Here is a 24,251-nt window from a genome sequence, read left to right as displayed (position 1 = left end):
GGTGCCCGGCCTTGCCGCTGCGCGCGCCCGTGCGTATCATGTGATCCCCGTGCCGTCCGACCCTCCCTGTTCCGTTCCCGCCCATGAAATCCCTGACCCTGCTGTCCCTGCCCATCGTTCTCGCCGGCTGCGCCGCGCTGCCGCCCACTGTCCCCGCCGGCAGCGAGGTCACGCTGGCCCTGCTGGAAACGACCGACCTGCACGGCCACGTCGCCAGTTACGATTACTACAAGCTGGCACCGGACCCCAGCCTCGGGCTGGAGCGCACGGCCGCGCTGATCCGGGCGGCGCGCGCGCAGTATGCCAACACCGTCCTGCTCGACAATGGCGACACCATCCAGGGCACGGCGCTGGCCGACTACCAGGCCGTCGTCGCGCCCGTGCCGTGCAGCGAGACGCTGGGCATCTACAAGGTGTTCAACGCGCTGGGCTATGACGGCGGCGGCATCGGCAACCATGATTTCAACTACGGCCTGGCCTACCTGAACCAGGTCACGGGCAGCCGCTTCGACGTCGACGGCGTCGATCCGCGGCGCAGCGGCTGCGCCGGTCCGAACTTCCCGCTGGTGCTGTCGAACGTCATCAGCGTCAAGTCCGGCCAGCCCCTGTTCAAGCCCTACGCCATCCTCGACAAGGCAGTGCAGGCCACGGGCCCGGACGGCAAGCCCGTGCGCGCCACCGTCAAGGTGGGCATCATCGGCTTCACGCCGCCCACCATCATGACGTGGGACAAACGCCACCTGGAGGGCAAGGTGAGCACCATCGGCGTGCGCGAGGCGGCCGAGCGCTACGTACCCGAGATGCGGGCGAAGGGCGCGGACATCGTCGTCGCCATTTCGCACGGCGGCCTGGATGACAGCCCGTACACGCTGACCCTGGAAAACGGCAGCTGGCAGATCGCGCGCGTGCCAGGCGTCGACGCGCTGCTGATCGGCCACTCGCACCAGGTGTTCCCGAACGCTGCCAGCACCGTGGCGCAGTTCGACCTGCCCGGCGTCGACAAGGCCCGTGGCACCGTGCACGGCGTGCCGACGGTGATGGCCGGCGTATGGGGCAAGCACCTGGGCGTGGTCAAGCTGCAGCTGCGCCGGGAAGGCGGCAAGTGGGTGGTCGACAAGTCGCGCACGATGGTGGAGGCGCGGACCATCGACCCGGCCCGCGCCGATGCCGCCGTGCCGGCGCTGGTCGCGGCGGAGCACGAGGCGACGATCCGCTATGTGAAGACGCCGATCGGCACCACGGACTTCCGCATGTCGACCTATTTCGCCGACGTGGGCGATACCAGCGCGATCCAGGTCGTCAACCAGGCCCAGGCCGCGTATCTTGCGGACTACGTCAAGGCCAACCAGCCGGCGCTGGCCGGCCTGCCCGTGCTGTCGATGGCTTCGCCCTTCAAGACGGGATCGAACGGCGGCAAGGATTTCACCGACGTGCCGGCCGGCGCCATCGCGCTCAATAACGCGGCCGACCTGTACCTGTACCCCAACTCACTGGTGGGCGTGAAGGTGGACGGGGCAGGGCTCAAAGCCTGGCTGGAAAAGGCGGCAGGGCGCTTCAACACGATCGATCCGCGCCGCTCGGACGCGCAGGAGCTGGTGGACACGGCTTTCCCAGGCTTTAACTTCGACATGGCAACCGACGCACGGCTGCAGTACGAGATCGACGTGACGCAGCCGTCGGGCAGCCGCATCGCCAGGCTGCGCTGGCAGGGCAGGGACATCGATCCCCGCCAGGAATTCCTCGTGGCGACGAACAATTACCGCGCCGCCGGCGGGGGCGCCTTCCCTGGCCTGGACGGCAGCCGCACCGTCGTCAACGCGCCGGACAACAACCGCGACGTGCTGATCTCCTATGTGAAGCAGCACAAGGACCTGCGCCGCGCGGCCAACGGCACTGCGCGCAGCTGGCGCTTCGCGCGCGTAGCGACGCAGGGGCCTGTGGTATTCCACTCGGCGCCGGGCAAGGTGGACCTGGCCCGCGAGGTTGGGCTGGCGAACGTGCGCGAGCTGCGCGCCGACGATGGCGGCGGCAAGGGCTTGGCGCTGTATGCGATCGACCTGTCCCGATAGACCGCGCCGGGGTTCCGTTTAGTCGGGTCGCCGCTAAACTGAGGGCCGCCAGGCTGCCCGGGTGTTACGGGCGCGATCGGTCTCCCTATAATCCGGCTGCATTCCCCGCAACCCGACCAGGAGACTTCGATGCATCACCTTCCAAAACGACTGCTGATCGCCGCCACGCTGCTGTGCGTGGCGGCGGCACCGGCGCTTGCCGTGCCCACCTGCGCCAGCGCGGCGTCCGATCCCGATGGCGACGGGTGGGGCTGGGAAAACAGCCAGTCCTGCAAGGTGGCCGCCACGGCCCCGGGCGCCCCGGACTGCGCGAATGCCGCCTCCGACCCGGATGGCGACGGCTGGGGCTGGGAAAACAGCCTGTCGTGCCGGGTCGTCTTCAAGGGCTTTCGCGTCAGCGGCAGCGTCGTCAACGACGCCAACGGCAACGCCTTCGTCGCGCGCGGCGTCAACAATCCCCATGCCTGGTATGACGCGCAAGCCTTCAACGTTCTGCCGAACCTGGCCGCGCGCAAGACCAACCTGATTCGCGTGGTCTGGACCCTGGGCGGCAGCGCGGCGCGGCTCGACCAGATCCTGGCGGCCATCGCGCCGCAGAAGATGGTCTCCATCGTCGAGCTGCATGACGGCACCGGCAACAACGACGCGGCCGTCCTGCAGGAAATGGCCGACTATTGGGCCAGGGCCGATGTCGCGGCCGTGCTGAAGAAGCATGAGCGGACGGTGATGATCAATATCGCCAACGAATGGGGCGACGCCGGCAAGACGCCGCTGCAGTGGCGCGACGACTACCTCAAGCCGATCACGACCATCCGCAACGTGGGGCTGACGACAACGCTCGTCATCGACAACCCGGATTACGGCGGCAATCCGAACGGCGGCCTGTGGTACGGCCGCGACCTGGTGGACCATGACCCCCGCCATAACCTGCTGTTTTCCGTGCACGCCTACGGCACCTTCAACAACCCGGACGACATCTACAACACAATCGTCAACTACCGCAAGGGCAACCTGGCCTTGCTGTTCGGCGAGTTCGGCTACGACCACAACAATGGCAACAACAACCTGGGTTCCCGCGTCGACGCGCTGCGGCTGATGCAGTGGTCGCAGCAATTCGGCGTCGGCTACGTGGCGTGGTCCACGGCCGGCAACGACGGCCCGAATGCGTGGCTCGACCTGATGAGCGGCTGGTCGACCACGACGGGCTGGGGCAATACGGTGTGGTACAGCCAGCATGGCATCGCCAACACGGCGAAACGGGCCTCGATCTTCTAGCGGCACTCACCCGGCAATCACTCCGGCACGTGAATCCGCGCCTTCACGTGCTTCAGGTTGGCCACAATGGTAAACGTCATCACCACCAGCAGCGACCAGGCGCTCCATTTGCTCACGTGGACGGCCGACCAGGCGCCCAGCTGGTTCGGGTAGCGCCATACGCCGAAAAAAGTGCCGATGTTCTCGGCCAGCCAGATGAAGAAGCCGATCAGCACGAAGGCCAGCAGCAGCGGCATGCGGCGGTCGCGGTCCAGCGGGCGGTAGATGACGGTGGTGCGCGCGTACAGTCCCAGCGCGCACGCGGCCAGGTACCAGCGGTAGTCGCCGATGTAGTGGTGGGTGAAGAAATTGGCGTAGATCAGCAGGGCGATGCCGGCCGCCAGCGGGTAGGGCGGGTGGTGACGGATGCGCAGGTCGAACAGGCGCCAGGCCTGGATGATGTAGCTGCCGACGGCGGCGTACATGAAGCCGGCGAACAGGGGCACGCCGAACAGCTTCGTGATGCCGGCATCCGGGTAGCTCCAGGAGCCGATCGCGCCGGAGGTCTTGAACACTTCCAGCGCGAAGCCCACCACGTGGAACAAGCTGACGGCCTTCAGTTCGTCCCACGTTTCCAGGCGCGTGGCGATCATGCCGGCCTGGATGGCCAGCGCGGCGGCGAACAGCAGGTCGTAGCGGGCAATGCCCAGCAGGCCGGCACGGGGCACGCAGAACACGCAGGCAAAGAACAGAGCGACGAACAGGCAGGCGCGCGCTTCCTTGACGCCGAAATACAGGAACTCGGCCAGCGCGCGGCGCCAGCCCGCCAGGGGCCGTGCGCGCGCGTCCGTCAGGTGCCTGTCCAGCGCCGCCAGCATCGACGCGCTTAGTGCGGCCGCTTCTGCTGCTGCACCAGGATGAAGGGGCTGACGACGCAGGCCCACAGCTCCGCTTCCGTCTCCAGCCAGCCTTGCGCCTGCTGGTCCGACACCTTGGCGATCTGGCCGGCCGCCATCCACTGGCCGACGCTGGCCTTGTCGTCGTGCGAGATGCGCACGGCCACTTCCACCAGGTCCAGCTCATCGGCCACCCACACCACATTGCCGGAGGCGAAATGGCGCATCAGTTCCGCCCACGGCAGCCGTGCCGTTTCGCGGTTGACCTTCTGGCGCAGTTCGATGTCTTTGTCGGGGTTCAATTGCATTGCAGCTCTAACCTTGGTTCGCGGGTTTCGGGACAGGGGTGGCTATCGCCTCGACGGCGGGCGCCGGCTCCCCCCGCCATGTTAACCGATAGGCCGGGCCTTTGCGAACATTGCCCACCAGCGCAGGGCGGAAGCACGCCAGGCAGGTGCCACCCGCGTGGCGCACGCTGGGGTAGATGATGCCCGTCGACCCGGCGTTCAGCAGCCGCTCGGCCAGCGCCTGCGACTCGATGTAGCTGGCCGGATCGAGGCAGCCGGAAAACCCCGGCTGCTCGCGGATATCGTGGAACTGCGCCGTGAAATCGGCCAGCATGGCCTGGTAGCTGACGCTGTCGTCGAAGCGGTCGATCTCGGCGTATTCCACGGTCTTGTGGAAGATCACTTCGGCCAGCGCCGTCTCCATCGCGAAGCCGCAGTACCACGCGCCCCGGTCGCCGTCGTTGAAGCGGCTGCCCTCGGGACGGGCGTAGGTATAGGCGGCATTGACGATGCGGTAGTTCGGCACGTGGAACAGCAGTTCCTCGATGCCGATGCCGACGGCGCCGCCATGCTCGGACAGCAGGCGGGCATTGGTGGCGTTATCGAGCTCGAACAGGTCGCGCAGCTCGGCGTCGTTGTCGGCCAGCGGTGCCAGCACGGAATCCTCGACATCGGCGAAGCGCGACGGAATCAGGCGGCAGGTATCGAACTGGCGCAGCTGCCGCAGCGGCGGAATGGGCAAGACGGGCAATTACAGGCCTCCACGCCGCGCATCGAGCAGTTTGCGGACAGTTTGCATGGCCAGCAGGCCGCCTGCCAGCATATAGGCAAGCGGCGTGCGGCCACCGAAGATGATATTCCTGTTGGCGAGGCTGACCCACTCGTCGGCCAGCTTGTCGCCATAGATGATGTGCAGCGTCTTGTAGATGCCCAGCAGGTAGGAAATGCGCGTGATGCGGTCCACTTCTAGTACCCGGTCGGGGTTTCTCTTCCATTCGTAATAGGCACTGCTGGACAGGCCGCCCAACAGCTCGCGGGCGTCGTCGTCCCGCAGCTTCCACGCGGTCGCCAGCTTGAAAAAGCCCTTCAGCGCGGACTGCGACAGGCGCTCGCGTTCTTCGCGTGCGTTTAGGTCGACGGGGTTCTGCGGTTGATAGCGACTCTTCGGATAGGCGTAAGCAGAATGCATAAAACCTCCTTATGTGCAGTCGTTATACTCCGTTTCCGGAGCAAATGCAAGTCAGTCTTTTTGTGGCGGCGCAAGCAACAGGCAATTCCATGTGGCGAGATGGACGCGGCCGCCATGCCCCGCCAACGTGGCGTGCGAACCGGCAGCGGCGTAGAATTGGCTGAGATGCTTGCTCGAACGACAAGAAAATCGTCGAAAGGAGTGCAAATGACCCGATACCCTGGATTGCCGGCCGTGTTGGCCCTCGGCGCCCCCCTTCTGCTGGGTGCCTGCGCCTCCATGGCGCCGGTCGATAATGCCGCATTGACGCGGCAGGTCACGGACACGGAACGTGCGTTCGCCGCAACCATGGCGCGGCGCGACTTCGAAGGCTTCAAGGCCTTCCTGGCCGACGAGGCCATCTTCGACGGCGGCGCCCAGCCGCTGCGCGGCAAGGCTGCCGTGGCGGCCGCATGGAAGGACTATTTCGACGGGCCCCAGGCGCCGTTCTCGTGGGAGCCGGACAGGGTGGTCGTGCTGGCATCGGGCACGCTGGCCCAGTCCAGCGGGCCTGTGCGCGATGGCCAGGGCAAGGTCACGACCCGCTTCAATTCGGTCTGGCGCCAGGAGTCGCCCGGCACGTGGCGCATCGTGTTCGACAAGGGCGAACCGGCCTGCGACTGCCTGCTCAAGAAAACACCGTCGCGGCGCTGACCCGCCGGCCAGGGGTGGGTCAGCAGGTCTCGGCGTGCTCGACCAGCAATTGCACGCGGGTGGTGCCGTTGTATTCGTTGGCATCGAGGCGGAAGGCGACGCGGGCGCGTTCGCCGATGGCATCCGTGTGGCCGAACCAGATGGCGTCGTAGCGGGCGCCGTTCTTCTCTAGCTGCAGCTTCAGGTGGCGCTCCTTCAGGATGCGCTGGCTGACGACGCGGAACTCGTCGCAGAACACGGGCGGCGCGAAGCCCTGGCCCCACACGATGCCGTCCATCAGTTCGATAAATTGGGTCGAGTAATACGCGTCCTCCAGCGGGCCGTCCGTCTCGATGACCCGCTCAAGCTGGTGCTCGCTGAGCCAGGAGCGGCCGACGGTCTCGAACGCATCGGAAAAGGCGCCGAAGGCATCGGCCCGGATCGACAGGCCGGCCGCCATCGAGTGGCCGCCGAACTTGTCGATCAGGCTCGGGGCCTTCTTCGACACCAGGTCAAGCGCGTCACGCAGGTGGAAGCCCGCGATCGAGCGGCCCGAGCCCTTGATCCAGCCGTCGCCGGCGGGCGCGAAGGTGATGGTGGGGCGGTAGAACTTCTCCTTCAGCCGCGAGGCGACGATGCCGATTACGCCCTGGTGCCAGCTGTCGTCGAACACGCTGATGGTGGTGCTGTCGGCCGGCTGGAAGTCGTCCAGGTGCAGCAGGGCCGCGTCCTGCATCTCCGCCTCGATCTCGCGGCGCTTGATGTTGATTTCGTTGAGCTGCTGGGCCAGGGCCCAGGCGCGGCCTTCGTCGTCCGTGATCAGGCATTCGATCCCCAGCGACATGTCCTGCAGCCGGCCTGCCGCGTTCAGGCGCGGCCCCAGCGCGAAGCCCAGGTCGAACGGCGTGGCGCTGCGCGCCTGCCGGCCTGCCACGCGGAACAGCGCCGCCACGCCCGCATGCATGCGCCCGGCCCGCATGCGCTTCAGGCCCTGGGCCACCAGGATGCGGTTGTTGGCATCGAGCTTGACGACGTCGGCCACCGTGCCCAGCGCCACCAGGTCGAGCAGGTTGTCCAGCTTGGGCTGGGTCTGCTGGTCGAACACGCCGCGCCGGCGCAGTTCCGCGCGCAGGGCCAGCAGCACGTAGAACACGACGCCCACGCCGGCCAGGTTCTTCGACGGGAAGCCGCAGGCGGGCTGGTTCGGGTTGACGATGACGCGCGCGTCCGGCAAATGGTCGCCCGGCAGGTGGTGGTCCGTGACGACCACTTCGATGCCGCGCCGCTTCGCTTCCTCGACGCCGTCGATGCTGGCAATGCCGTTATCGACGGTGATGATGATGTCCGGGGATTTCTCCCGGGCGGTGAGCGCGACGATTTCCGGCGTCAGGCCGTAGCCGTACTCGAAGCGGTTCGGCACGATGAAGTCGACATTGGCGCCCATTGCGCGCAGGCCCCGCAGCGCCACGGCGCAGGCAGTGGCGCCGTCGCAGTCGTAGTCGGCCACGATGACCATGCGCTTGTTCGCGCCGATCGAGTCGGCCAGGAAGACGGCGGCCGCGTCGATATGCAGCAGGCCCGAAGGCAGGATCAGGGCCGACAGTTCGGACGACAATTCCTTCGGGTCCGTCAGCCCCCGCGCGGCGAACAGGCGCGCCAGCACGGGGTGAACGCCGCCCTGGCGCAGCATTTCGGACGCGCGGAACGGACAGGAACGGGTGGCGATGCGGGTCATGGTGTCAATTCGGTCAGCAGGTTCTTCAGGGTGTTGGTGCGCCAGAACTGGTATTGCGCCAGCTTCGTCGTGCGCGTCTCGAGCCAGCCATGGCGATTGGACAGCACCAGGGTCAATTGGTTGACTGCCCCCGACTTGACGGCCGCCAGCAGGGGCGCGAACCATTCGTCTTCCAGCTGTTGCATCCGGCCCAGCCACGTGGACCAGTCTTCCGCCAGGCCGGCGGCCAGCGCGTGGCCGGCCACGGCGATATCGCCATTGCGCAGCTGGGCGGGCGTCGCGGCACGGCGGGCCGGGTCGGCCAATGCCGCCAGCCAGTGCGGCACGTCGGCCGTGGCAGGCTGTACTTTGGCTTGCATGGCCGCGCCGGCGCCGCCCCACAGCCAGAAGGAATTGACGGGCGCCAGGCCCCGGGCCTCGCGCGTGGCGTTCAGGGGGTGTGCGAACCACAGCATCTGCACTTCGTTCTGCAGGCGGCGGAAGGCGCGGGCGGCGTCGCCCGTCGGCATCCACGGGTGCAGGTTGCCACCGCTGGCGGCGTCCGGCGAGGCCGTGTCCAGGCCTTGCCAGGCGTCGGCGCGCAGGAACCACGTGCGGGCGTCGCCGTACACCAGCTGGTGGCCGTCGCCGTCGAACAGGGGCAGCACCGCGTCGAACAGGGTGCGCGATTCGTCTTCCTCCAGGCGCAGCTGGGCCGGATCGCCCATCTGCAGGTGGTTGCCGACCTGGATGCTGATGGGATGGACGAGGAACCAGTGGCCGGTGCCTGGCGCCACGCCCGTGCCGGCCATGACGGCGGCGGCCACGGGCGCATCGAGCGGCGCAGCCGTCAACCCCAGCGCGTGGGCCAGCCAGGCCTCATGGGGCAGCACGCGGCTGTCGGCCTCGAAGGCGTGAAAGCCGTGCGAGCCGTGGCGCGACAACAGGGCGGCCAGCGCCGGCGCCTGCATTGCGCGGATCAGGTCGGGGGCCATCGGAGCGGGGGGAAGGGCGAAGGGAATTACGACAGTCGTGGAAGCCATCCCGCCATTGTACGTTTTTTCCGGCCCGCCCTTCAAATCGGCCCCGGATCCCGCTAGGCACGGCTGGAATGGTGTTTCCCAGCATGAAATGCTGTTTATATGGCAAACTGCGCATTTTCGCGTCCCGGATTTCTCCGTCCATGAGTTTTACCAAGAATCTGCCGTTCGAATGGCTGGTCGGCCTGCGCTACACGCGGGCCGGCAAGCGCAGTGGCCGCAACAGCTTCATTTCCTTCATCTCCGCCATTTCGATGGCGGGCATCGGCCTGGGCGTGGCCGCGCTGATCATCGTGCTGTCGGTCTACAACGGCTTCCAGAAGGAGGTCACGGCGCGCATGCTGTCCGTGCTGGGCCATATCGAAATCTACGAGATGGGCGGCCCCATGCAGGACTGGCGCGCCACGGCCGCCGCCGCCCTGCGCAATCCCGAAGTGAAGGCGGCCGCGCCCTTTGTCGAGACGCAGGCCCTGCTGGCCCACGGCGGCGACGTGCTGCGTCCGGCCATCGTGCGGGGCATCCTGCCCGATGAGGAACCGAAGGTATCGGACATCGTCAGGCAGGTGAAGCAGGGCAGCTTCGCCGACCTGAAACCGGGCGCCTTCAATATCGTGCTGGGCATCGAGCTGGCGCGCGCGCTGGAAGTAAAGGTGGGCGGGCGTGTCGCCATGGCGATGGCAGAAGGCGGTCTGTCGGGCAGCGCCCCGGGCATGCGCACGTTCACCGTGGTCGGCATCTTCGAGGCGGGTCACAACGAATTCGATTCCACGCTGGCCTACGTGCACCTGGAAGACGGCCAGCAGCTGCTGAAGATGACGGGCCCCTTCGGCCTGCGCCTGAAGGTGCAGGACATGCAGAAGGCGCCCGAGGTGGCATTCCAGTTGAAGCAGACGATGCCGGGCGAACTCCTGATCCGCGACTGGTCCAAGCTGAACACGAACTGGTTCGCCGCCGTGCAGACGCAAAAGCACATGATGTTCGTCATCCTGACGCTGATCATCGCCGTGGCCGCATTCAACCTGGTGGCCACGCTCGTGATGACGGTGACGGACAAGCAGGCCGATATCGCCATCCTGCGCACCCTGGGCGCGTCGCCCCGCTCGATCATGAAGGTGTTCATGATCCAGGGCGCCCTCGTCGGCATCGTGGGCACGGCGCTGGGCGTGGCCGGCGGCGTGCTCATCGCGATGAATGTCGACGTCATCGTGCCGGCCATCGAGAGCGTGCTGGGAGTGAAGTTCCTGGCCAAGGACATCTACTTCATCAGCGCGGTGCCGTCCGACCTGCGCTGGCCGGACGTCGCGGCCATCGGCGCCACCGCCGTCGGCCTGGCCTTCCTGGCAACGATCTATCCCAGCTGGTGGGCCGCGCGCGTCAAGCCGGCCGAGGCCCTCCGCTATGAATAACCCAGCAAAGGCAGCAATCCCATGTTGAAGAATTTGCCGTTCGAATGGCTGGTCGGCCTGCGCTACACGCGCGCCGGCAAGCGCAGCGGCCGTAACAGCTTTATCTCCTTTATCTCGCTGATCTCGATGGCCGGCATCGCGCTGGGCGTGGGGGCCCTGATCGTCGTGCTGTCCGTGATGAACGGTTTCCAGAAGGACGTGACGGGACGCATGCTGTCCGTGCTGGCCCACGTCGAGGTATTCGACAAGGCGGCCGGCATGCCGGACTGGCAGCAGCAGGCCGCGGCCGTGCGCAAGCATCCCGAGGTGCGGGGCGCGGCGCCGTTCTCCGAGACGCAGGCGGGCCTGATGCACGGCGGCGAGGCGCTGCGCCCGGCCATCGTGCGCGGCGTGCTGCCGGCGGAAGAACCGCAGGTGTCGGACGTGGCGTTGCAGGTCAAGGAGGGCAGCCTGGACGCCTTGCGCCCCGGCCAGTTCAATATCGTACTGGGCGTGGACCTGGCGCGTGCGCTGGGCGCCAGCCTGGGTGAAAAGGTGACGATGGTGCTGCCCCAGGGGACCGTGACGCCGGCCGGCCTGGTGCCGCGCATGCGTTCCTTTACCGTCGTCGGCATCTTCTCGGCCCGCCACCAGGAGTTCGACGCCGGCATGGCCTTCATCCACCTGCAGGATGCCCAGCGCATGCTGCGCATGGAAGCGCCGTCCGGCCTGCGCCTGCGCCTGGCGGACATGCACCGCGCGCCGCAGGTTGCGGACGAACTGAAAAAAATGCTGCCGGCCCACCTGACGGTGCGCGACTGGTCCAAGCTCAATGCCAACTGGTTCGCCGCCGTGCAGACGGAAAAGCGCATGATGTTCATCATCCTGACCCTGATCGTCGCCGTGGCGGCCTTCAACCTGGTCTCGACCCTGGTGATGACGGTGACGGACAAGCAGCCCGACATCGCCATCCTGCGCACCCTTGGCGCGTCGCCCGCCTCGATCATGAAGATCTTCGTCATCCAGGGCGCGCTGGTGGGCCTGCTGGGCACGGCCCTCGGCGTCACGGGCGGCGTGCTGGTGGCATCGAACATCGACGTCATCGTGCCCTTCATCGAGCAGCTGCTGGGCGTGCAGTTCCTGTCGAAGGACATCTATTACATCAGCACCGTGCCGTCCGACATGCGCTGGCCGGACGTGACGAAGATCGGCATCATCGCCGTCATCCTGGCCTTCCTGGCCACGATCTACCCCAGCTGGTGGGCCGCGCGGGTGAAGCCGGCCGAGGCGCTGCGCTATGAATGAAACGAGAACCATGAACCAGACGAACCACAACCACCAAGAACCCGTGCTGGCCTGCCGCAACCTGGGCAAGACCTTCACCCAGGGCAGTTATTCCGTCGACGTCCTGCGCGGCATCGACTTTGCCGTCCACCGGGGCGAGCGCGTCGCCATCGTCGGTGCCTCCGGCTCCGGCAAGTCGACCCTGCTGCACCTGCTGGGCGGCCTCGATACGCCCAGCACGGGCAGCGTGTCCTTGCGCGGCAAGGATTTCGCGACCCTTTCGGAAACGGCACGGGGCGACCTGCGCAACGAGGCATTGGGCTTCGTCTACCAGTTCCACCACCTGCTGCCGGAATTCTCGGCGCTGGACAATGTCGCCATGCCCCTGATGATCCGGCGCATCAAGCGCGCCGTCGCGCAGGAGCAGGCGCAGGCGATGCTGGCGCGCGTCAATCTGGCCAAGCGCGTCACGCACGTGCCGGGCGAACTGTCCGGCGGCGAACGCCAGCGCGTGGCATTGGCCCGGGCCCTCGTCACCCAACCGGCTTGCGTGCTGGCCGACGAGCCGACCGGCAACCTGGATCACTCCACGGCGGAAGCCATTTTTGATTTGATGCTGGAGCTGTCGCGCACGCTGGGCACGGCCTTCGTCATCGTCACCCACGATCCGGAACTGGCGCGCCGCTGCGACCGCGTACTGCGCCTGACGGACGAAGGCCTGCGCCAGGACGCCTGAGGGGCACGCCATGTGGATCGATACCCACTGCCACCTCGATGCCCGCGAATTCGGCGGCGAGTCGCTGCGCGTGGCGGCCGACGCAGGGAAGGCCGGCGTGTCGATGATCGTCATCCCGGCCATCGACGTGGCCAACTTCGACGCCGTCGCCCAACTGGCGGCCACGGCGCCGAACGCGTCGTACGGCCTGGGCATCCACCCGATCTGCGTGCCGCAGGCGGGCGAGGACGACCTGGCGACCTTGCGCTCCCGCGTGGCGGCGGCCATGGCCGACCCGAATTTCGTCGCCATCGGCGAAGTGGGACTGGATTTCTTCCTGCCGCACCTGGTCGAACCGGCCATGCGCGAAAAGCAGGTCTACTTCTTCCGCGAGCAGTTGAAAATCGCCCGCGAATTCGGCCTGCCCATCCTGACCCACGTGCGCAAGTCGCAGGACCAGGTATTGAAGCACATCCGCCAGATCCCGCCGGCCGGCGGCATCGCCCACGCTTTCAACGGCAGCTTCCAGCAGGCCCAGGGTTATATCGACATCGGCTTCAAGCTGGGCTTCGGCGGCAACCTGACCTTTACGCGCGCGCTGCAGATCCGACGCCTGGCAGAGCAGTTGCCGCTGTCGGCCATCGTCATGGAGACCGACGCGCCGGATATCGCACCCCACTGGCTGCATCCCGGCGTCAACACGCCCGACCAGGTGCCCCGCATCGCCGAAGTGCTGTCGCAGCTGCGCGGCATCGGCCTTGACGAAGTTCAAGCCGCCACCACGGCAAATGCCCATCATGTAATGCCCCGGCTGCGCGCTTTGTTGGCGGCGTAGCGTTGGCGGCGTCTTAAGACGCAAAGTGCGCTTGATGTTCTTGCCGCCTTCGTTTGATGCCGGCCATTGACCCTTCGCAAGGCTGCTGAATTGCCCGCACCTATGATGCTTATCAGCAGCGAGGTGCCTCATGACGCGACCAGACCTTCTCCTTCCGGTGGCATTTGCCGCCGCTCTAACTGCCTGGAATCCTGCCGCAGCCATGCCGTATGAGCTCACCGGCGATCGATTCGTCCAGTGGATGTCCCACGCGGAACCGATGGGCGAGTTGGATTATCGCGACCGGGAAAAGGCGTACAGCTATCTCGATGGCGTCAAGGATGCGGGGGTAGGGACGTTCTGGTGCCCTGCCAAGCCGCGGAAGACCTTCGAGCTGGCCTATGACGCGGCCGACCATATCAGGGGGCTGCCCGCCGAGGCCCGGAAAGGCAACGCCGCCCAAATGCTGCTTTCATTCCTCGCTTCCCGATACCCGTGTACGAAAGGAGTCATTCGATGAACCGTCCAGCCTACGCTGTCGTGCGCAGTAACTTTCCCACGCGCGCTCGGTATCCCCGGGAAAAACTTCTCACGGAAGTGCTGGGCTGGGACGATCTGCTCGACAACCGTGCTTTCGAGGACACTTGCGCCATGCGCTTGAGTGCTGCGCTGGCGTTGTCCGGTGTCAGGTTGGTGGGTTCCCGGATGAGGGGGACCGGCGGACTCACGCGAGATCGTAAGATCGAACCTGGCCAAGCGAAGCTTTCCCATATCCTGCGGCACCTTTGGGGGAAGCCGGAGACATACCGCTCAGAGACGGCTGCACGTGCGGGGATCGGGAAACGCAGTGGCGTTATTTCGTTCTTCCGGATACACCCCGAGGCGACGACCGCACAAGGTCACATCGATCTGGTCGAACCGAGAAGCAATGGATTTTCCGAATGCGCCAGCCAATGCTTCTTCGGTGCGGCGGAAATCTGGTTCTGGCCTTTGAACTAGCAATACGAAACCGCCCAAGCGCAGCGTTTTCCGGCAGTTGACGCATGCGGTGCACGATACTTGGCCTGATTGGCGGCGCCGCGCTGCTGCAGTTGCAGCCGGTGCTGCCGCCGGTCCCCGGCGCCTCGCTCGTGCTGGTCCTGGCCGGCGCGTTGCTGCTATCCCGCTTCCTGCGCAGCCGGGCGCGGCTGGCCCATGGCATGGTCGCGGGCCTGCTGGCGGGCTTCTTCTGGGCCGCATTCGTGGCTGCGCGGGCTCTGGCACCGTCACTGTCGGCGGCCGATGAAGGCCGCGATGCCGTTGTCATCGGTACCGTCGACAGCCTGCCGGCGCGGGGTACGCAGGGAGAACGCTTTTATTTCGCCGTCGAACAGGTCGTCAGCCCGACCGGGCTGGTGATGCCGCCCCGCATCGCGCTATCGTGGTATGCCGCCAGCCGGGCAGCCGGCGAACTGCCGGGGTCCCGGGTCCAGCCCGGCGAGCGCTGGCGCCTCAAGGTGCGCCTTCAAAGGCCCCACGGCAACGCCAATCCCCATGGCTTCGACTACGAACTTTGGCTGCTGGGCCAGGGCATCCGGGCCACCGGCTATGTGCGCGTCGAAGGGGCCAACCAGCGCCTCGACAGCTTTGTTCTTACGCCGCACAACGTGGTCGAGCGCTGCCGCGCCGCGCTGCGCGAGCGCATCCTCGGGGCGCTGGCGGGCCGGGAATACGCCGGCGTCATCGTCGCGCTGGTGGTGGGCGACCAGCGCGCCATCGACCAATCCGACTGGCAGGTGTTCAACCGCACGGGCATCAGCCACCTCGTGTCGATCTCCGGGCTGCACATCACGATGATCGCCGGCCTGGTGGCGTGGATCGCTTCCAGCCTGTGGCGGCGGTCGTTCTTCGTGCGTGGCTGGCAGTTGCCCCTGCGGCTGCCCGCGCAGAAGGTGGCGGCGCTGGCCGGCGTGCTGGCGGCGCTGCTGTACGTGCTGCTGGCCGGCTTCGGCGTGCCGGCCCAGCGCACCTTGTACATGCTGTGCGTCGTCGCGCTGGCTGCGTGGACGGACCGGCTGGCCAGCGTGACCCACGTGCTGGCGCTGGCGGCCGGCGTTGTCGTGCTGCTCGACCCGTGGTGCGTCATGTGGCCGGGTTTCTGGCTGTCCTTCGGCGCGGTGGCCCTGATCCTGTACGCCACCGTCGGCCGCACGGCCGTCCACAGGCAGGCACCGGCACCGGATGCGCCGGATGGCGAGGCCAGGCGGGGCCGGCCTCTTACGCGACGCCAGCGGCTGGGCCAAATCCTGCACGCGGCCGTGATTACGCAGTATGCCGTCACGCTGGGCCTGGTGCCGCTGACGATGCTGCTGTTCGCCCAGGTGTCGCTGGTCAGCCCGTTGGCAAATGCCATCGCCATTCCCGTCGTCAGCCTGCTCGTCACGCCCCTGGCGCTGGCCGGCGGCCTGCTGCCGGACCCCGTCGGCACGCCGTTGCTGCAGGCGGCCCATGCGCTGATGCAGGCGCTGGCTGAGCTGCTGCACTGGTTCAGTGCCGGACGCCTGGCCGTCTGGTCGGCACCCAGCCCGCCGCCGTGGCTGTTCGCGCTGGCATTCGCCGGCACCCTGTGGCTGCTGGCGCCGCGCGGCTGGCCGTCACGGTGGCTGGGCCTGCTGACGTGGGCGCCGCTGCTGGCGGCCGTACCCGACAGCCCGCCACCCGGCGCCGTGCGCATCGTCGCCTTCGACGTGGGCCAGGGCATGGCCGTGCTGGTCGAAACGGCCGGCCGCCGGCTGCTGTACGACACCGGCCCCGCCTACGGACCGGACTCCAACGCCGGCAGCCGCATTATCGTGCCCTACCTGCGCGCCCGCGGCATCGACCGGCTCGACGGCGTGATCGTCAGCCATGGCGACGCCGATCACGTGGGTGGCGCCCGGGCCGTGCTGGAGAGCGTGCGGACGGACTGGCTGCTGTCGTCGCTGCCGAACGACCACCCGGCCCTTGCCGCAGTGCCGCGCCACCTGCGCTGTGCCGCCGGCCAGGCCTGGACGTGGAACGGCGTCCGCTTCGAGATGCTGCATCCGCTGCCCGCCAGCTATGGCGATAGCGCGCTGAAGACGAACGCCCGCAGCTGCACCCTGCGCATCGCGGCGCCGGGCGGCACCGTGCTGCTGGCGGGGGATATCGAGGCGGCGCAGGAAGCGGAACTGGTGGTTCGCGAAGGTTCACGCTTGCGCGCCGACGTGCTGCTGGTGCCGCACCATGGCAGCGGCACGTCGTCCACGGAGCCGTTCCTGGCCGCCGTGCAGCCTTCGGTGGCGATTTTCCAGGTGGGGTATCGGAATCGTTACCGGCATCCGAAGGCGGCCGTGTTCGAGCGGTATGGGAAGCTGGGGGTGCGGCGGTTGCGGACGGATGTGAGTGGGGCGGTGACGGTGGAAACTGGATCCCATGTTGGCGTCGAGGAGGTCCGGTTGCTGAACCGGCGCTACTGGTATAAACGATAAGGCGCCCCATCCATTAGAATACCCCCACCAATTTTCCCCAGGCAATCCCCCTACAATTGCCACCATGATGAAACCGAAACTGCATTTCTCCCACGCCAACAGCTACCCGGCCGGCACCTACCGTCAATTGTTCGAATTGCTGGGCCGTGACTTCGAGGTCGGGGCGCTGGACCGCCACGCGCACAATCCTTCTTTTCCCGTGCGGGACGGGTGGGAGATGCTGGTCGATGAGCTCATAGACGAGTTGACCGAGCGGTATCGGGGCGAGCCCGTGATCCTCGTCGGGCACTCGCTGGGCGGCATGCTGAGCGTGATGGCGGCGGCGCGGCGCCCGGAGCTGGCGCGCTGCGTCGTCATGCTCGACTCGCCCGTCGTGGCGGGGTGGCGCGCGCTGGTGTGGCGCCTGGCCAAGCTGGCGGGGCAGGGCGAGCGGTTGTCGCCGGCGCAGTTGTCCGTCAAGCGGCGCAATGTGTGGCCCAGCGTCGAGGAGGCGATGACGCATTTCGCCAGCAAGCGGCTGTTCGCGGCCTGGGCACCGGGTGTGCTGCAGGATTACCTGGACGCAGGCCTGGAACCCCACCCGGAGGGTGTGCAGCTGCGCTTTACCCGCGAGGCCGAAACGGCCGTGTACCGCACCCTGCCGCACCATATCGGCGCCATGGTGGCGGGGCGCTTCCCCGTGCCGGCCGGCTACCTGGCCGGGCGCACGTCGGAAGAGAACCGGCAGGCCGGCCTGGCCGCCACGCGCGCGCTGGTGGGCGAGCACCTGCACATGATGCCGGGCGGGCACCTGTTCCCGATGGAGTTCCCCGCGCTGACGGCCCAGGCCATCCGCGACATGGTGACGGAGCTGCTGGGCGAGGCGGCGGCGCCGCGGCGCCTGCAAGCGTAAAAGGGGCGAAAGAGCTTCATTGGCAAGCCGTCATCGCGTAAAATCGCTGCGATCCGGCCCAGGCGCCCCGTGCGCCGGCCTCCAGCAACTTTAGAGAATCGAACGCGCGATGACAATCAAGAGCGACAAATGGATCCGCCGCATGGCGGAGCAGCACGGCATGATCGAACCCTTCCACCCGGAGCAGGTGCGGATGGAAGACGGCCGCAAGGTGATCTCCTACGGCACGTCCTCGTACGGCTACGATATCCGCTGTGCCGACGAGTTCAAGGTTTTCACGAACATCAACAGCACCATTGTCGATCCGAAGAACTTCGATTCGAACTCCTTCGTCGACATCAAGAGCGACGTCTGCATCATTCCGCCGAATTCCTTCGCGCTGGCCCGCACCATCGAGTACTTCCGCATCCCGCGCAATGTGCTGACGGTCTGCCTGGGCAAGTCGACCTATGCGCGTTGCGGCATCATCGTCAACGTCACGCCGTTCGAGCCGGAATGGGAAGGCTACGTGACCTTGGAGTTCTCCAACACGACGCCGCTGCCGGCCAAGATCTATGCGGGCGAAGGCTGCGCCCAGGTACTGTTCTTCGAAAGCGACGAGGTGTGCGAAACGTCGTACAAGGACCGCAACGGCAAATACCAAGGCCAGCACGGCGTGACCCTGCCGAAGGCGTGATGTAATAGGAAACTGCCGCTCAGTCGAGCGGCAGCACGATCTCCACGCGCAAGCCACCGCCCTGGCGGTTGTGCGCCGCGATGGTGCCGCCATGCTGCTGCACAACGTGCTGGGCGATCGCCAGCCCCAGGCCGTGGCCTTCCACGTCCTTTTCCGTGCCGCTGCTGCGAAAGAAGGGCTGGAAGATGGCGGCCAGGTCGGCGGGCGCCACGCCCGGGCCGCGGTCCAGTACTTCAATGCGCAGCCGGCCGCCTGCCGCAGCCGCTTCCACGGTAATCGTCGCCCCTTCGGGACTGTGCTTGATGGCGTTGCGCACGACGTTCTCGATGGCGCGGGCCAGCATGTCCGGCTCGCCCAGCAGGGTTACTTCCGCCTCGCCCCGCTGCTCCACGGTGCGGCCCTGCGTCTGCGCCTCGAACCGGGCATCCGTGACGATCCCGTCCAGCAGCTCGGCCATGTCGATGTCCTCGCGGTTCGGCGCCAGCGCACCCGCTTCCAGCCGCGACAGGGTCAGCAACTCGCCCACCAGCTTGTCCATGCGGATGCTTTCGCGCTCGATCCGGTCCAGCGACGCCAGCACCCGGTCGGGGCGCTGGTGCGCCAGGCCGATGGCGGCCTGCAACCGGGCCAGCGGCGAGCGCAGCTCGTGCGATACGTCGTGCAGCAGGCGGGTCTGGCCGTCCATCAGGCTGCGCAGGCGTGCCGTCATGCGGTCGAAATCGCGGCCCAGGGCATTGAGTTCGTCGCCGCCCTTGCCGCTGTCGGCGAAGCGGGGCGCCAGGTCGCCGCCGGATGCGGCCTCGAAAGCCTGTCGCAGCGAGCGGATGGGGCGGGCGAAGTACCATGCCAGCAGGGCGGCGAACAGCAGGCTGGCGATCAGCGCGGCGGCCAGCGGCACGAAGGGTGTCAGGGGCTGGAAGCGCGGGCCATAGGGGCCGCCGGGGCCGGGCGCGCCTGGAGGCGGCCGCGCACCGTCACGTGGTTCGCTGCCCGGGCGCGGGCCGTCCATCGGCGGCTGCCCCGGTCCCGGCCCGTCCATGCCCAGTCCCGCCAGCCCCGTCCCGGCCAGCAGGGGGCGCGTATCGCCCGGGTTCAGGCCGCCCTGGCGCTGCCGTGCCGGCAGGAACAGTAGGTAGGGATGGCCGTTCGGCAGCGTGACCTTGCGCACGACGCGGGTGTCGCCGCCATCGAGCGTGGCACGGGCCTTGGCCAGCGCGGCCGGGTCGACGATGCGGCCCAACAGCTCCTTGCCGTCACCGTCGACGGCGTAGACGCGGTGCCGGCCCATGTTCTCCAGCAGCCGCGCCAGCGCCTTCGGGCCGCCCGCGTCCAGGGTGGCGGCGGCCGATTCGATGGCCATTTCAGCCGGTGGGCTGGTGTCGATATCGAGGCGCCGCTGCTGGGCGCTGTCGCGGTTCTTCAGCCAGATGGCGCCGCCGATGCCGACGGTGGCGGCGATCTGCGCCAGCAGGATCGAGAAGAAGAATTTCCAGAACAGGCGGCCCATGGCGGGAAGGTCAGTCCTTGATCAGTTGATAACCCATACGGTAGACCGTCTGCAGGCAGGAACGGCCATCGGCCAGGGTGCCCAGCTTGTGCCGCAAGCTGGACAGGTGCACGTCGATATTGCGGTCGAAGCGCGCCATCGGCCGGCCCAGTCCCTGCTCGGACAGGATGTTCTTGCTGACCGGCTTGCCCGCGTTGCGGGCCAATACTTCCAGCAGGTTGAATTCGGTGCTGGTCAGCTCCAGGGTGGCGCCGGCCCAGCTGGCGCGGCGCTGTTCGGGCCACATGGTCAGCTGGCCGACGACGATCGGGGCCGACGCCAGCTGGTCCATCGGCGTGCCCTGGGTGCGGCGCAGGATGGCGCGGATGCGCGCCGTCAGCTCGCGCGGCGTGCACGGCTTCGTCACGTAATCGTCGGCACCCAGTTCCAGGCCGACGATGCGGTCCGTGTCGTCGCCGCGTCCCGTCAGCATCAGGATCGGCATGCGGCTGGCGGCGCGGATGCGGCGCAGGGTTTCCAGCCCGTTCATGCGCGGCATCATCACGTCCAGGATGGCGATGGCGTACTGGCCCGTCAGCGCGCACGCCGTGCCGGCCTCGCCGTCGTTGGCCGTCTTGACCTCGAAGCCTTCCTGCTCCAGGTATTCCTGGAACATGCCAACCAGTTCGATGTCGTCGTCTATCAGCAGAACCTTGCTCATTGCAGCGTTTGGGGTGAGTCGTGAAGCGGCCATCATAACGCAGGGCAGCGGCGGGCAATGCCCCATTTACGCGGTTTTACAGGGTATTCCCCCACGCCCTTTACCCCGATTTACATTGCGCTAACCGCGCTTTACACGGCCCACGGGAAGAATGGCGGCTCCAATCGTTGACAAGGAAGCCCGATGAATAATTCGAACAACAAACTGCTCAGCATCCTGGCAGCCGCCGTGCTGGCGCTGCCGCTGGCCGTCAATGCCGCCGACCTCGATGCGGGCGACGACGGCGCGCCGCACGCCCGCGGCCCGGACGACCGCGCCGGTCCTCCCGGCCGTGGCTCCGGCGGCCCGCGCGGCGGCGACGGCCCCTTCGGCTTCGGCCCCGGTCCCGATGGTCCTCCCTTCCTGCGTGGCGTCGAACTGAGCGAAGCGCAGCAGGACAAGGTGTTCGCCATCCTGCACGGCCAGGTGCCTTACCTGCGCGAGCAGTCCAGGGCGCACGAAAAAGCCGAGCGGGCCCTGTTTGCACTGCATGGCGCCGCCAGGTTCGACGACGCCGCCGCCGCCAGACTGGCACAGGCTTCGGCCCAGGCCATGGCCAATATCACCTTGCAGCACCTGCGCACGCAGCAGAAGGTGCTGGCCGTGCTGACACCGGAGCAGCGCAAGCAGGTCGATGAACGCAATGCCGGCCTCGTGGCCCGCGTCCCGCGCCCATAAGTAAGTCAACCCGAACGCCAGCAATCGAAGGACCACGATGAATATCAGTTCCCTGACGTCGAGCACCGCCAGCCAGCTGGGCGCCACCAGCCGCCTGTCCGGCACCTCCGTCACCTCCAGTACGCGGCAGACCCGAGAGATGCCGCCACCGCCACCCGACGGCGGCGGCTTCGCTTCGGCCATCGTCGACGCCCTGACGTCGATCGGCGTGGACGGCAGCGCCGCGTCCACCGACGAAGCCACTGAGGCGCTCGGCAGCTTCATGGAAGACCTGATGGGCGCGCTGCACGGCCAGTCCACCGCAACCGAGCCTAGCTACGGCGAAGCGCCGCAGGGCGGCCCCGGCCAGCTTTCCACCGATCTGCAAGGCCTGATTTCCGCGCTGGGCAGCGACAGCACCGGCGCCACCGACAGTACCGGCGCGCTGCAAGGCTCCTTCAAGGAACTGCTGACGGCCCTGGGCAGCGACGGCGGCGACGGCAGCGACACCAAGACCCAGCTGACGAGCTTCCTGCAAGCTCTGTCCGGCAAGCTGCCCGCCGCCGGCAACACCGGCAACCTGATCAACACTACCGCCTGAGGAGACACCCATGCACCATCACGACGACCACGACCACAGCCTGGAGCAGGACCTGCAAGCCATGCTGAACACCACGGCCGGCCGGCGCCAGTCCCTGCGCTGGCTCTTCGCCAGTGCCGCGGCGCTGCCCATCCTCGGCTGCGGCGGCAGCGCGTCGGACAGCACGACCGGCACCACCGCCACCAGCACCGGCTCGACCGGCACCGGCACGACGGGTACCACCGGCACGACCGGCACCGGCACCGGCACCACGACGACGACAGGCGGCAGCTGCTCCGTCATCCCCGAAGAGACAGGTGGCCCGTATCCGGCTGACGGCACCAACAGCAACAGCAGCGGCACCGTCAACGTGCTGACGCAGACGGGCGTCGTGCGCAGCGATATCCGCGCCAGCTTCAATGGCGCCACGGGCGTGGCCGCCGGCGTGCCGCTGACGATCAAGCTGCGCATCGTAAACGCCAACGCCACCTGCGCCGCGGCTGGCAATTTCGCCGTCTATCTGTGGCACTGCGACCGCGACGGCAACTACTCCCTGTATTCGAACGGCGTGACGAACCAGAACTACCTGCGCGGCGTGCAGGAAGCGGACGCCAACGGCGACATCACGTTTACGACCATCTTCCCCGGCTGCTATGCAGGCCGCATGCCGCACGTGCACTTCGAGGTCTACCCGAGCCTGGCCAAGGCGGCCAGCGCCGGCAACCGCATCAAGACGTCGCAGTTCGCCTTCCCGCTGGCGGCGTGCAACGAGGTGTATGCGACGACCGGCTATAGCGCCAGCGTGCGCAACCTGGCCAACATCAGCTTCGCTACCGACAACGTCTTCAGCGACGGCTATTCGCTGCAGCTGGCCACCGTCACCGGCAACGCCACAAGCGGCTATGTCGCCACCCTGACGGTCGCCATCGCCGCGTAAGCGCAATTTCCCTTCGCGGCGAAACGTCTTTCGCCCATTTTCGCCCGGCCCCCGTGCCGGGCGAAGTCACGTTCGCCACACCTCGGCAAATCCCCCATCCCGAGCCCTGAAATCCGGTTGGCACGCCCTTTGCACTTATCGGCATGGGCGCGGCACATCGCAGCGCCGCAGCCGGGAGTGCTCCATGGACCGCCGCCTGATCGACTACAAGCCCGAACTGGAAATCCCGCCGCGGCGTGGCGCCTCCGTCAACCCTGCCACGGCATGGCGCGAGGACCACGGCGAAATGGCCTTCGCCGCCCGCCTGCTGGAAGCGGAAAGCCCGGCTGCGCTGGCCGCCGCGCTGACTGACCTGGTAGGGCGCGCCGGCGGCCATGGCCCGATCGCCCGGCCGCTGATGGGCGTGCTGCAGCGCAGTGCGCGGATGGTCTTTCCCGTCAACGCCACCCGCGCGCCGGGCGACCTGAAACGCAAGGCCGCGGCCATTTTCGGCATGGAGCTGGAAGGCCTGAGCCCGGAGGACAAGGAGTTCGAAGTGGCGCGCCGCTTCGTGCGCCTGGCCGGCGATACGGTCGAGGAAGCACGCCGGCGGCCGGCCCAGGAACCCGGCCAGGCCGTGCAACTGGCGCTGCTGCACGCCGCGCGGCGCCATGCACCCGGGCTGCTGCGCCAGCGCGCGCAGACAGCGGTGCCCCAGGCGGGGCGCTGGCAACGGCAGGGCAATCTCATCGTGGTACTGGAGTGTTAGGCAGGGTCGGCGCCCGGCTGGTCCGGCTTTTCGCGGTTTCACCGAAGTTCAATCGCAGTCTACTTCTATCGGGAGCACATCATGCACGACATCGATCGCACCACCCTGGAATTCGGTCAGGAGACCGGCTATGAAATGGAACAGTACGAATTCGGCCAGGGCGAATGGACCGGGGAGGGCGGCGGCCTGCTGTCCGAAGCGGACGAAATGGAGCTGGCCAACGAGCTGCTGTCGGTCAGCAACGAGCAGGAACTGGACCAATTCCTCGGCAACTTCCTGAAGAAGGCGGCCTCCGTCGCCGGCAGCGTCATCAAGTCGCCCATCGGGCAGGCCGTCGGCGGCGTGCTCAAGGGCGTGGCGAAGAAGGCCATTCCGCTGGCCGGCGGTGCCATCGGCGGCTACTTCGGCGGCCCCCTGGGCGCCAAGATCGGAAGCGGCCTGGCGTCGGCGGCGGGCAGCGCGCTGGGCCTGGAGGCCGAAGGCGAACTGTCCGGCGAGGACCGCGAGTTCGAAGGCGCCAAGACCTTCGTGCGGCTGGCGGCGGATACCGTCAACAAGGCGGCCCAGGCCCGGGGCGGCGACCCGCGCCAGATCGCCCAGCAGGCCGCCACGGCGGCGGCACGCCAGTTCGCGCCGGGTTTGCTGGGGGGCGGCAAGGGCAATGGCCAGGGCGGCCAGATGGGGCAGATGGGCGGCCAGGGTGGCGCG

At 67.5% G+C, this 24,251-nt stretch carries 24 protein-coding genes and 1 pseudogene; 17 read left to right on the top strand and 8 right to left on the bottom strand.

Going from position 1 to position 24,251, the window contains the following annotated elements; genetic code table 11:
• Positions 1-83 precede the first annotated feature (83 nt).
• Positions 84-2,069 carry a bifunctional 2',3'-cyclic-nucleotide 2'-phosphodiesterase/3'-nucleotidase gene (locus tag GM672_RS10735; protein ID WP_155470528.1) on the top strand — a complete coding sequence of 662 codons (1,986 nt, stop codon included), beginning with the start codon at positions 84-86 and terminating at the stop codon, positions 2,067-2,069.
• Positions 2,070-2,198: 129 nt separating this feature from the next.
• Positions 2,199-3,344 carry a cellulase family glycosylhydrolase gene (locus GM672_RS10730; RefSeq protein ID WP_155470527.1) on the top strand — a complete coding sequence of 382 codons (1,146 nt, stop codon included), beginning with the start codon at positions 2,199-2,201 and terminating at the stop codon, positions 3,342-3,344.
• Positions 3,345-3,361: 17 nt separating this feature from the next.
• Here GM672_RS10730 and GM672_RS10725 read toward each other — a convergent pair whose 3' ends face one another.
• From GM672_RS10725 to GM672_RS10710, 4 genes are read right to left on the bottom strand one after another with little or no spacing between them, the layout of a single operon-like run.
• Positions 3,362-4,201: a DUF817 domain-containing protein gene (locus GM672_RS10725; protein WP_155470526.1), complete on the bottom strand. Its 840-nt coding sequence runs from the start codon at positions 4,199-4,201 to the stop codon at positions 3,362-3,364.
• 8 nt (positions 4,202-4,209) lie between these two features.
• Positions 4,210-4,527 carry a DUF2288 domain-containing protein gene (locus tag GM672_RS10720; RefSeq protein WP_155470525.1) on the bottom strand — a complete coding sequence of 106 codons (318 nt, stop codon included), beginning with the start codon at positions 4,525-4,527 and terminating at the stop codon, positions 4,210-4,212.
• Positions 4,528-4,534: 7 nt separating this feature from the next.
• Complete coding sequence (locus GM672_RS10715) at positions 4,535-5,257, bottom strand: RES family NAD+ phosphorylase (RefSeq protein WP_155470524.1); 723 nt, start codon at positions 5,255-5,257, stop codon at positions 4,535-4,537.
• Complete coding sequence (locus GM672_RS10710) at positions 5,258-5,695, bottom strand: antitoxin Xre/MbcA/ParS toxin-binding domain-containing protein (protein ID WP_155470523.1); 438 nt, start codon at positions 5,693-5,695, stop codon at positions 5,258-5,260.
• Between the two features lie 207 nt (positions 5,696-5,902).
• Between GM672_RS10710 and GM672_RS10705 the strand changes: the two genes are divergently transcribed.
• Positions 5,903-6,388: a YybH family protein gene (locus GM672_RS10705; RefSeq protein WP_229417669.1), complete on the top strand. Its 486-nt coding sequence runs from the start codon at positions 5,903-5,905 to the stop codon at positions 6,386-6,388.
• Between the two features lie 19 nt (positions 6,389-6,407).
• On the opposite strand, the gene recJ is transcribed toward GM672_RS10705, so the two are convergent.
• Together recJ and GM672_RS10695 are read right to left on the bottom strand one after the other, a co-directional pair.
• Complete coding sequence (gene recJ / locus GM672_RS10700) at positions 6,408-8,102, bottom strand: single-stranded-DNA-specific exonuclease RecJ (RefSeq protein WP_155470522.1); 1,695 nt, start codon at positions 8,100-8,102, stop codon at positions 6,408-6,410.
• Positions 8,099-9,076, bottom strand: coding sequence for a hypothetical protein (locus GM672_RS10695; RefSeq protein ID WP_229417668.1), 978 nt, complete (start codon positions 9,074-9,076; stop codon positions 8,099-8,101). The genes recJ and GM672_RS10695 overlap by 4 nt, the downstream gene beginning before the upstream one ends.
• Positions 9,077-9,264: 188 nt before the next feature.
• On the opposite strand from GM672_RS10695, the gene GM672_RS10690 reads away from it, so the two are divergent.
• From GM672_RS10690 to dcd, 9 genes are all read left to right on the top strand, one after another.
• A complete protein-coding gene (locus GM672_RS10690; RefSeq protein WP_155470520.1) occupies positions 9,265-10,527 on the top strand; it encodes a lipoprotein-releasing ABC transporter permease subunit in 1,263 nt (420 codons plus the stop codon).
• A 21-nt stretch (positions 10,528-10,548) separates the two neighbouring features.
• Positions 10,549-11,811 (top strand): lipoprotein-releasing ABC transporter permease subunit, encoded by a 1,263-nt coding sequence (locus tag GM672_RS10685; RefSeq protein ID WP_155470519.1) that lies wholly within the window; start codon positions 10,549-10,551, stop codon positions 11,809-11,811.
• 10 nt (positions 11,812-11,821) lie between these two features.
• Positions 11,822-12,526: a lipoprotein-releasing ABC transporter ATP-binding protein LolD gene (lolD, locus tag GM672_RS10680; RefSeq protein WP_155470518.1), complete on the top strand. Its 705-nt coding sequence runs from the start codon at positions 11,822-11,824 to the stop codon at positions 12,524-12,526.
• Between the two features lie 10 nt (positions 12,527-12,536).
• On the top strand, positions 12,537-13,340 hold the full coding sequence (locus GM672_RS10675) for a TatD family hydrolase (protein ID WP_155470517.1): 804 nt from the start codon (positions 12,537-12,539) through the stop codon (positions 13,338-13,340).
• Positions 13,341-13,470: 130 nt separating this feature from the next.
• A complete protein-coding gene (locus GM672_RS10670) occupies positions 13,471-13,839 on the top strand; it encodes a Rap1a/Tai family immunity protein (RefSeq protein WP_155470516.1) in 369 nt (122 codons plus the stop codon).
• Entirely contained in the window at positions 13,836-14,318 is a 483-nt protein-coding gene (locus GM672_RS10665) for a T6SS effector amidase Tae4 family protein (protein ID WP_155470515.1), read from the top strand. The genes GM672_RS10670 and GM672_RS10665 overlap by 4 nt, the downstream gene beginning before the upstream one ends.
• 44 nt (positions 14,319-14,362) lie before the next feature.
• Positions 14,363-16,807: a DNA internalization-related competence protein ComEC/Rec2 gene (locus tag GM672_RS10660; protein ID WP_155470514.1), complete on the top strand. Its 2,445-nt coding sequence runs from the start codon at positions 14,363-14,365 to the stop codon at positions 16,805-16,807.
• Positions 16,808-16,871: 64 nt separating this feature from the next.
• The gene (locus GM672_RS10655; RefSeq protein ID WP_155470513.1) at positions 16,872-17,699 is read left to right on the top strand and encodes an alpha/beta hydrolase; all 828 of its coding nucleotides are present in this window, start codon (positions 16,872-16,874) and stop codon (positions 17,697-17,699) included.
• A 109-nt stretch (positions 17,700-17,808) separates the two neighbouring features.
• The gene (gene dcd, locus GM672_RS10650) at positions 17,809-18,375 is read left to right on the top strand and encodes a dCTP deaminase (RefSeq protein ID WP_155470512.1); all 567 of its coding nucleotides are present in this window, start codon (positions 17,809-17,811) and stop codon (positions 18,373-18,375) included.
• 19 nt (positions 18,376-18,394) lie between these two features.
• On the opposite strand, the gene GM672_RS10645 is transcribed toward dcd, so the two are convergent.
• Together GM672_RS10645 and GM672_RS10640 are read right to left on the bottom strand one after the other, a co-directional pair.
• Complete coding sequence (locus tag GM672_RS10645) at positions 18,395-19,882, bottom strand: HAMP domain-containing sensor histidine kinase (RefSeq protein ID WP_155470511.1); 1,488 nt, start codon at positions 19,880-19,882, stop codon at positions 18,395-18,397.
• Between the two features lie 10 nt (positions 19,883-19,892).
• The gene (locus GM672_RS10640) at positions 19,893-20,582 is read right to left on the bottom strand and encodes a response regulator transcription factor (RefSeq protein ID WP_155470510.1); all 690 of its coding nucleotides are present in this window, start codon (positions 20,580-20,582) and stop codon (positions 19,893-19,895) included.
• 183 nt (positions 20,583-20,765) lie between these two features.
• On the opposite strand from GM672_RS10640, the gene GM672_RS10635 reads away from it, so the two are divergent.
• From GM672_RS10635 to GM672_RS10615, 5 genes and pseudogenes are all read left to right on the top strand, one after another.
• Entirely contained in the window at positions 20,766-21,299 is a 534-nt protein-coding gene (locus tag GM672_RS10635; protein WP_155470509.1) for a periplasmic heavy metal sensor, read from the top strand.
• 37 nt (positions 21,300-21,336) lie between these two features.
• Entirely contained in the window at positions 21,337-21,879 is a 543-nt protein-coding gene (locus GM672_RS10630; protein WP_155470508.1) for a hypothetical protein, read from the top strand.
• A 10-nt stretch (positions 21,880-21,889) separates the two neighbouring features.
• Entirely contained in the window at positions 21,890-22,795 is a 906-nt protein-coding gene (locus GM672_RS10625) for an intradiol ring-cleavage dioxygenase (RefSeq protein ID WP_155470507.1), read from the top strand.
• Positions 22,796-22,979: 184 nt separating this feature from the next.
• Positions 22,980-23,543, top strand: coding sequence for a hypothetical protein (locus tag GM672_RS10620; protein ID WP_155470506.1), 564 nt, complete (start codon positions 22,980-22,982; stop codon positions 23,541-23,543).
• 81 nt (positions 23,544-23,624) lie between these two features.
• Positions 23,625-24,251 (top strand): annotated as a pseudogene (locus tag GM672_RS10615) (hypothetical protein); the annotation flags it as partial.

Origin of the sequence: Pseudoduganella buxea, assembly GCF_009720835.1 — a bacterium.
GTDB lineage: Bacteria > Pseudomonadota > Gammaproteobacteria > Burkholderiales > Burkholderiaceae_D > Rugamonas > Rugamonas buxea.
The sequence above is the reverse complement of the archived record's forward strand: the minus strand, read 5'-3'. Positions and strand labels throughout refer to the sequence as shown.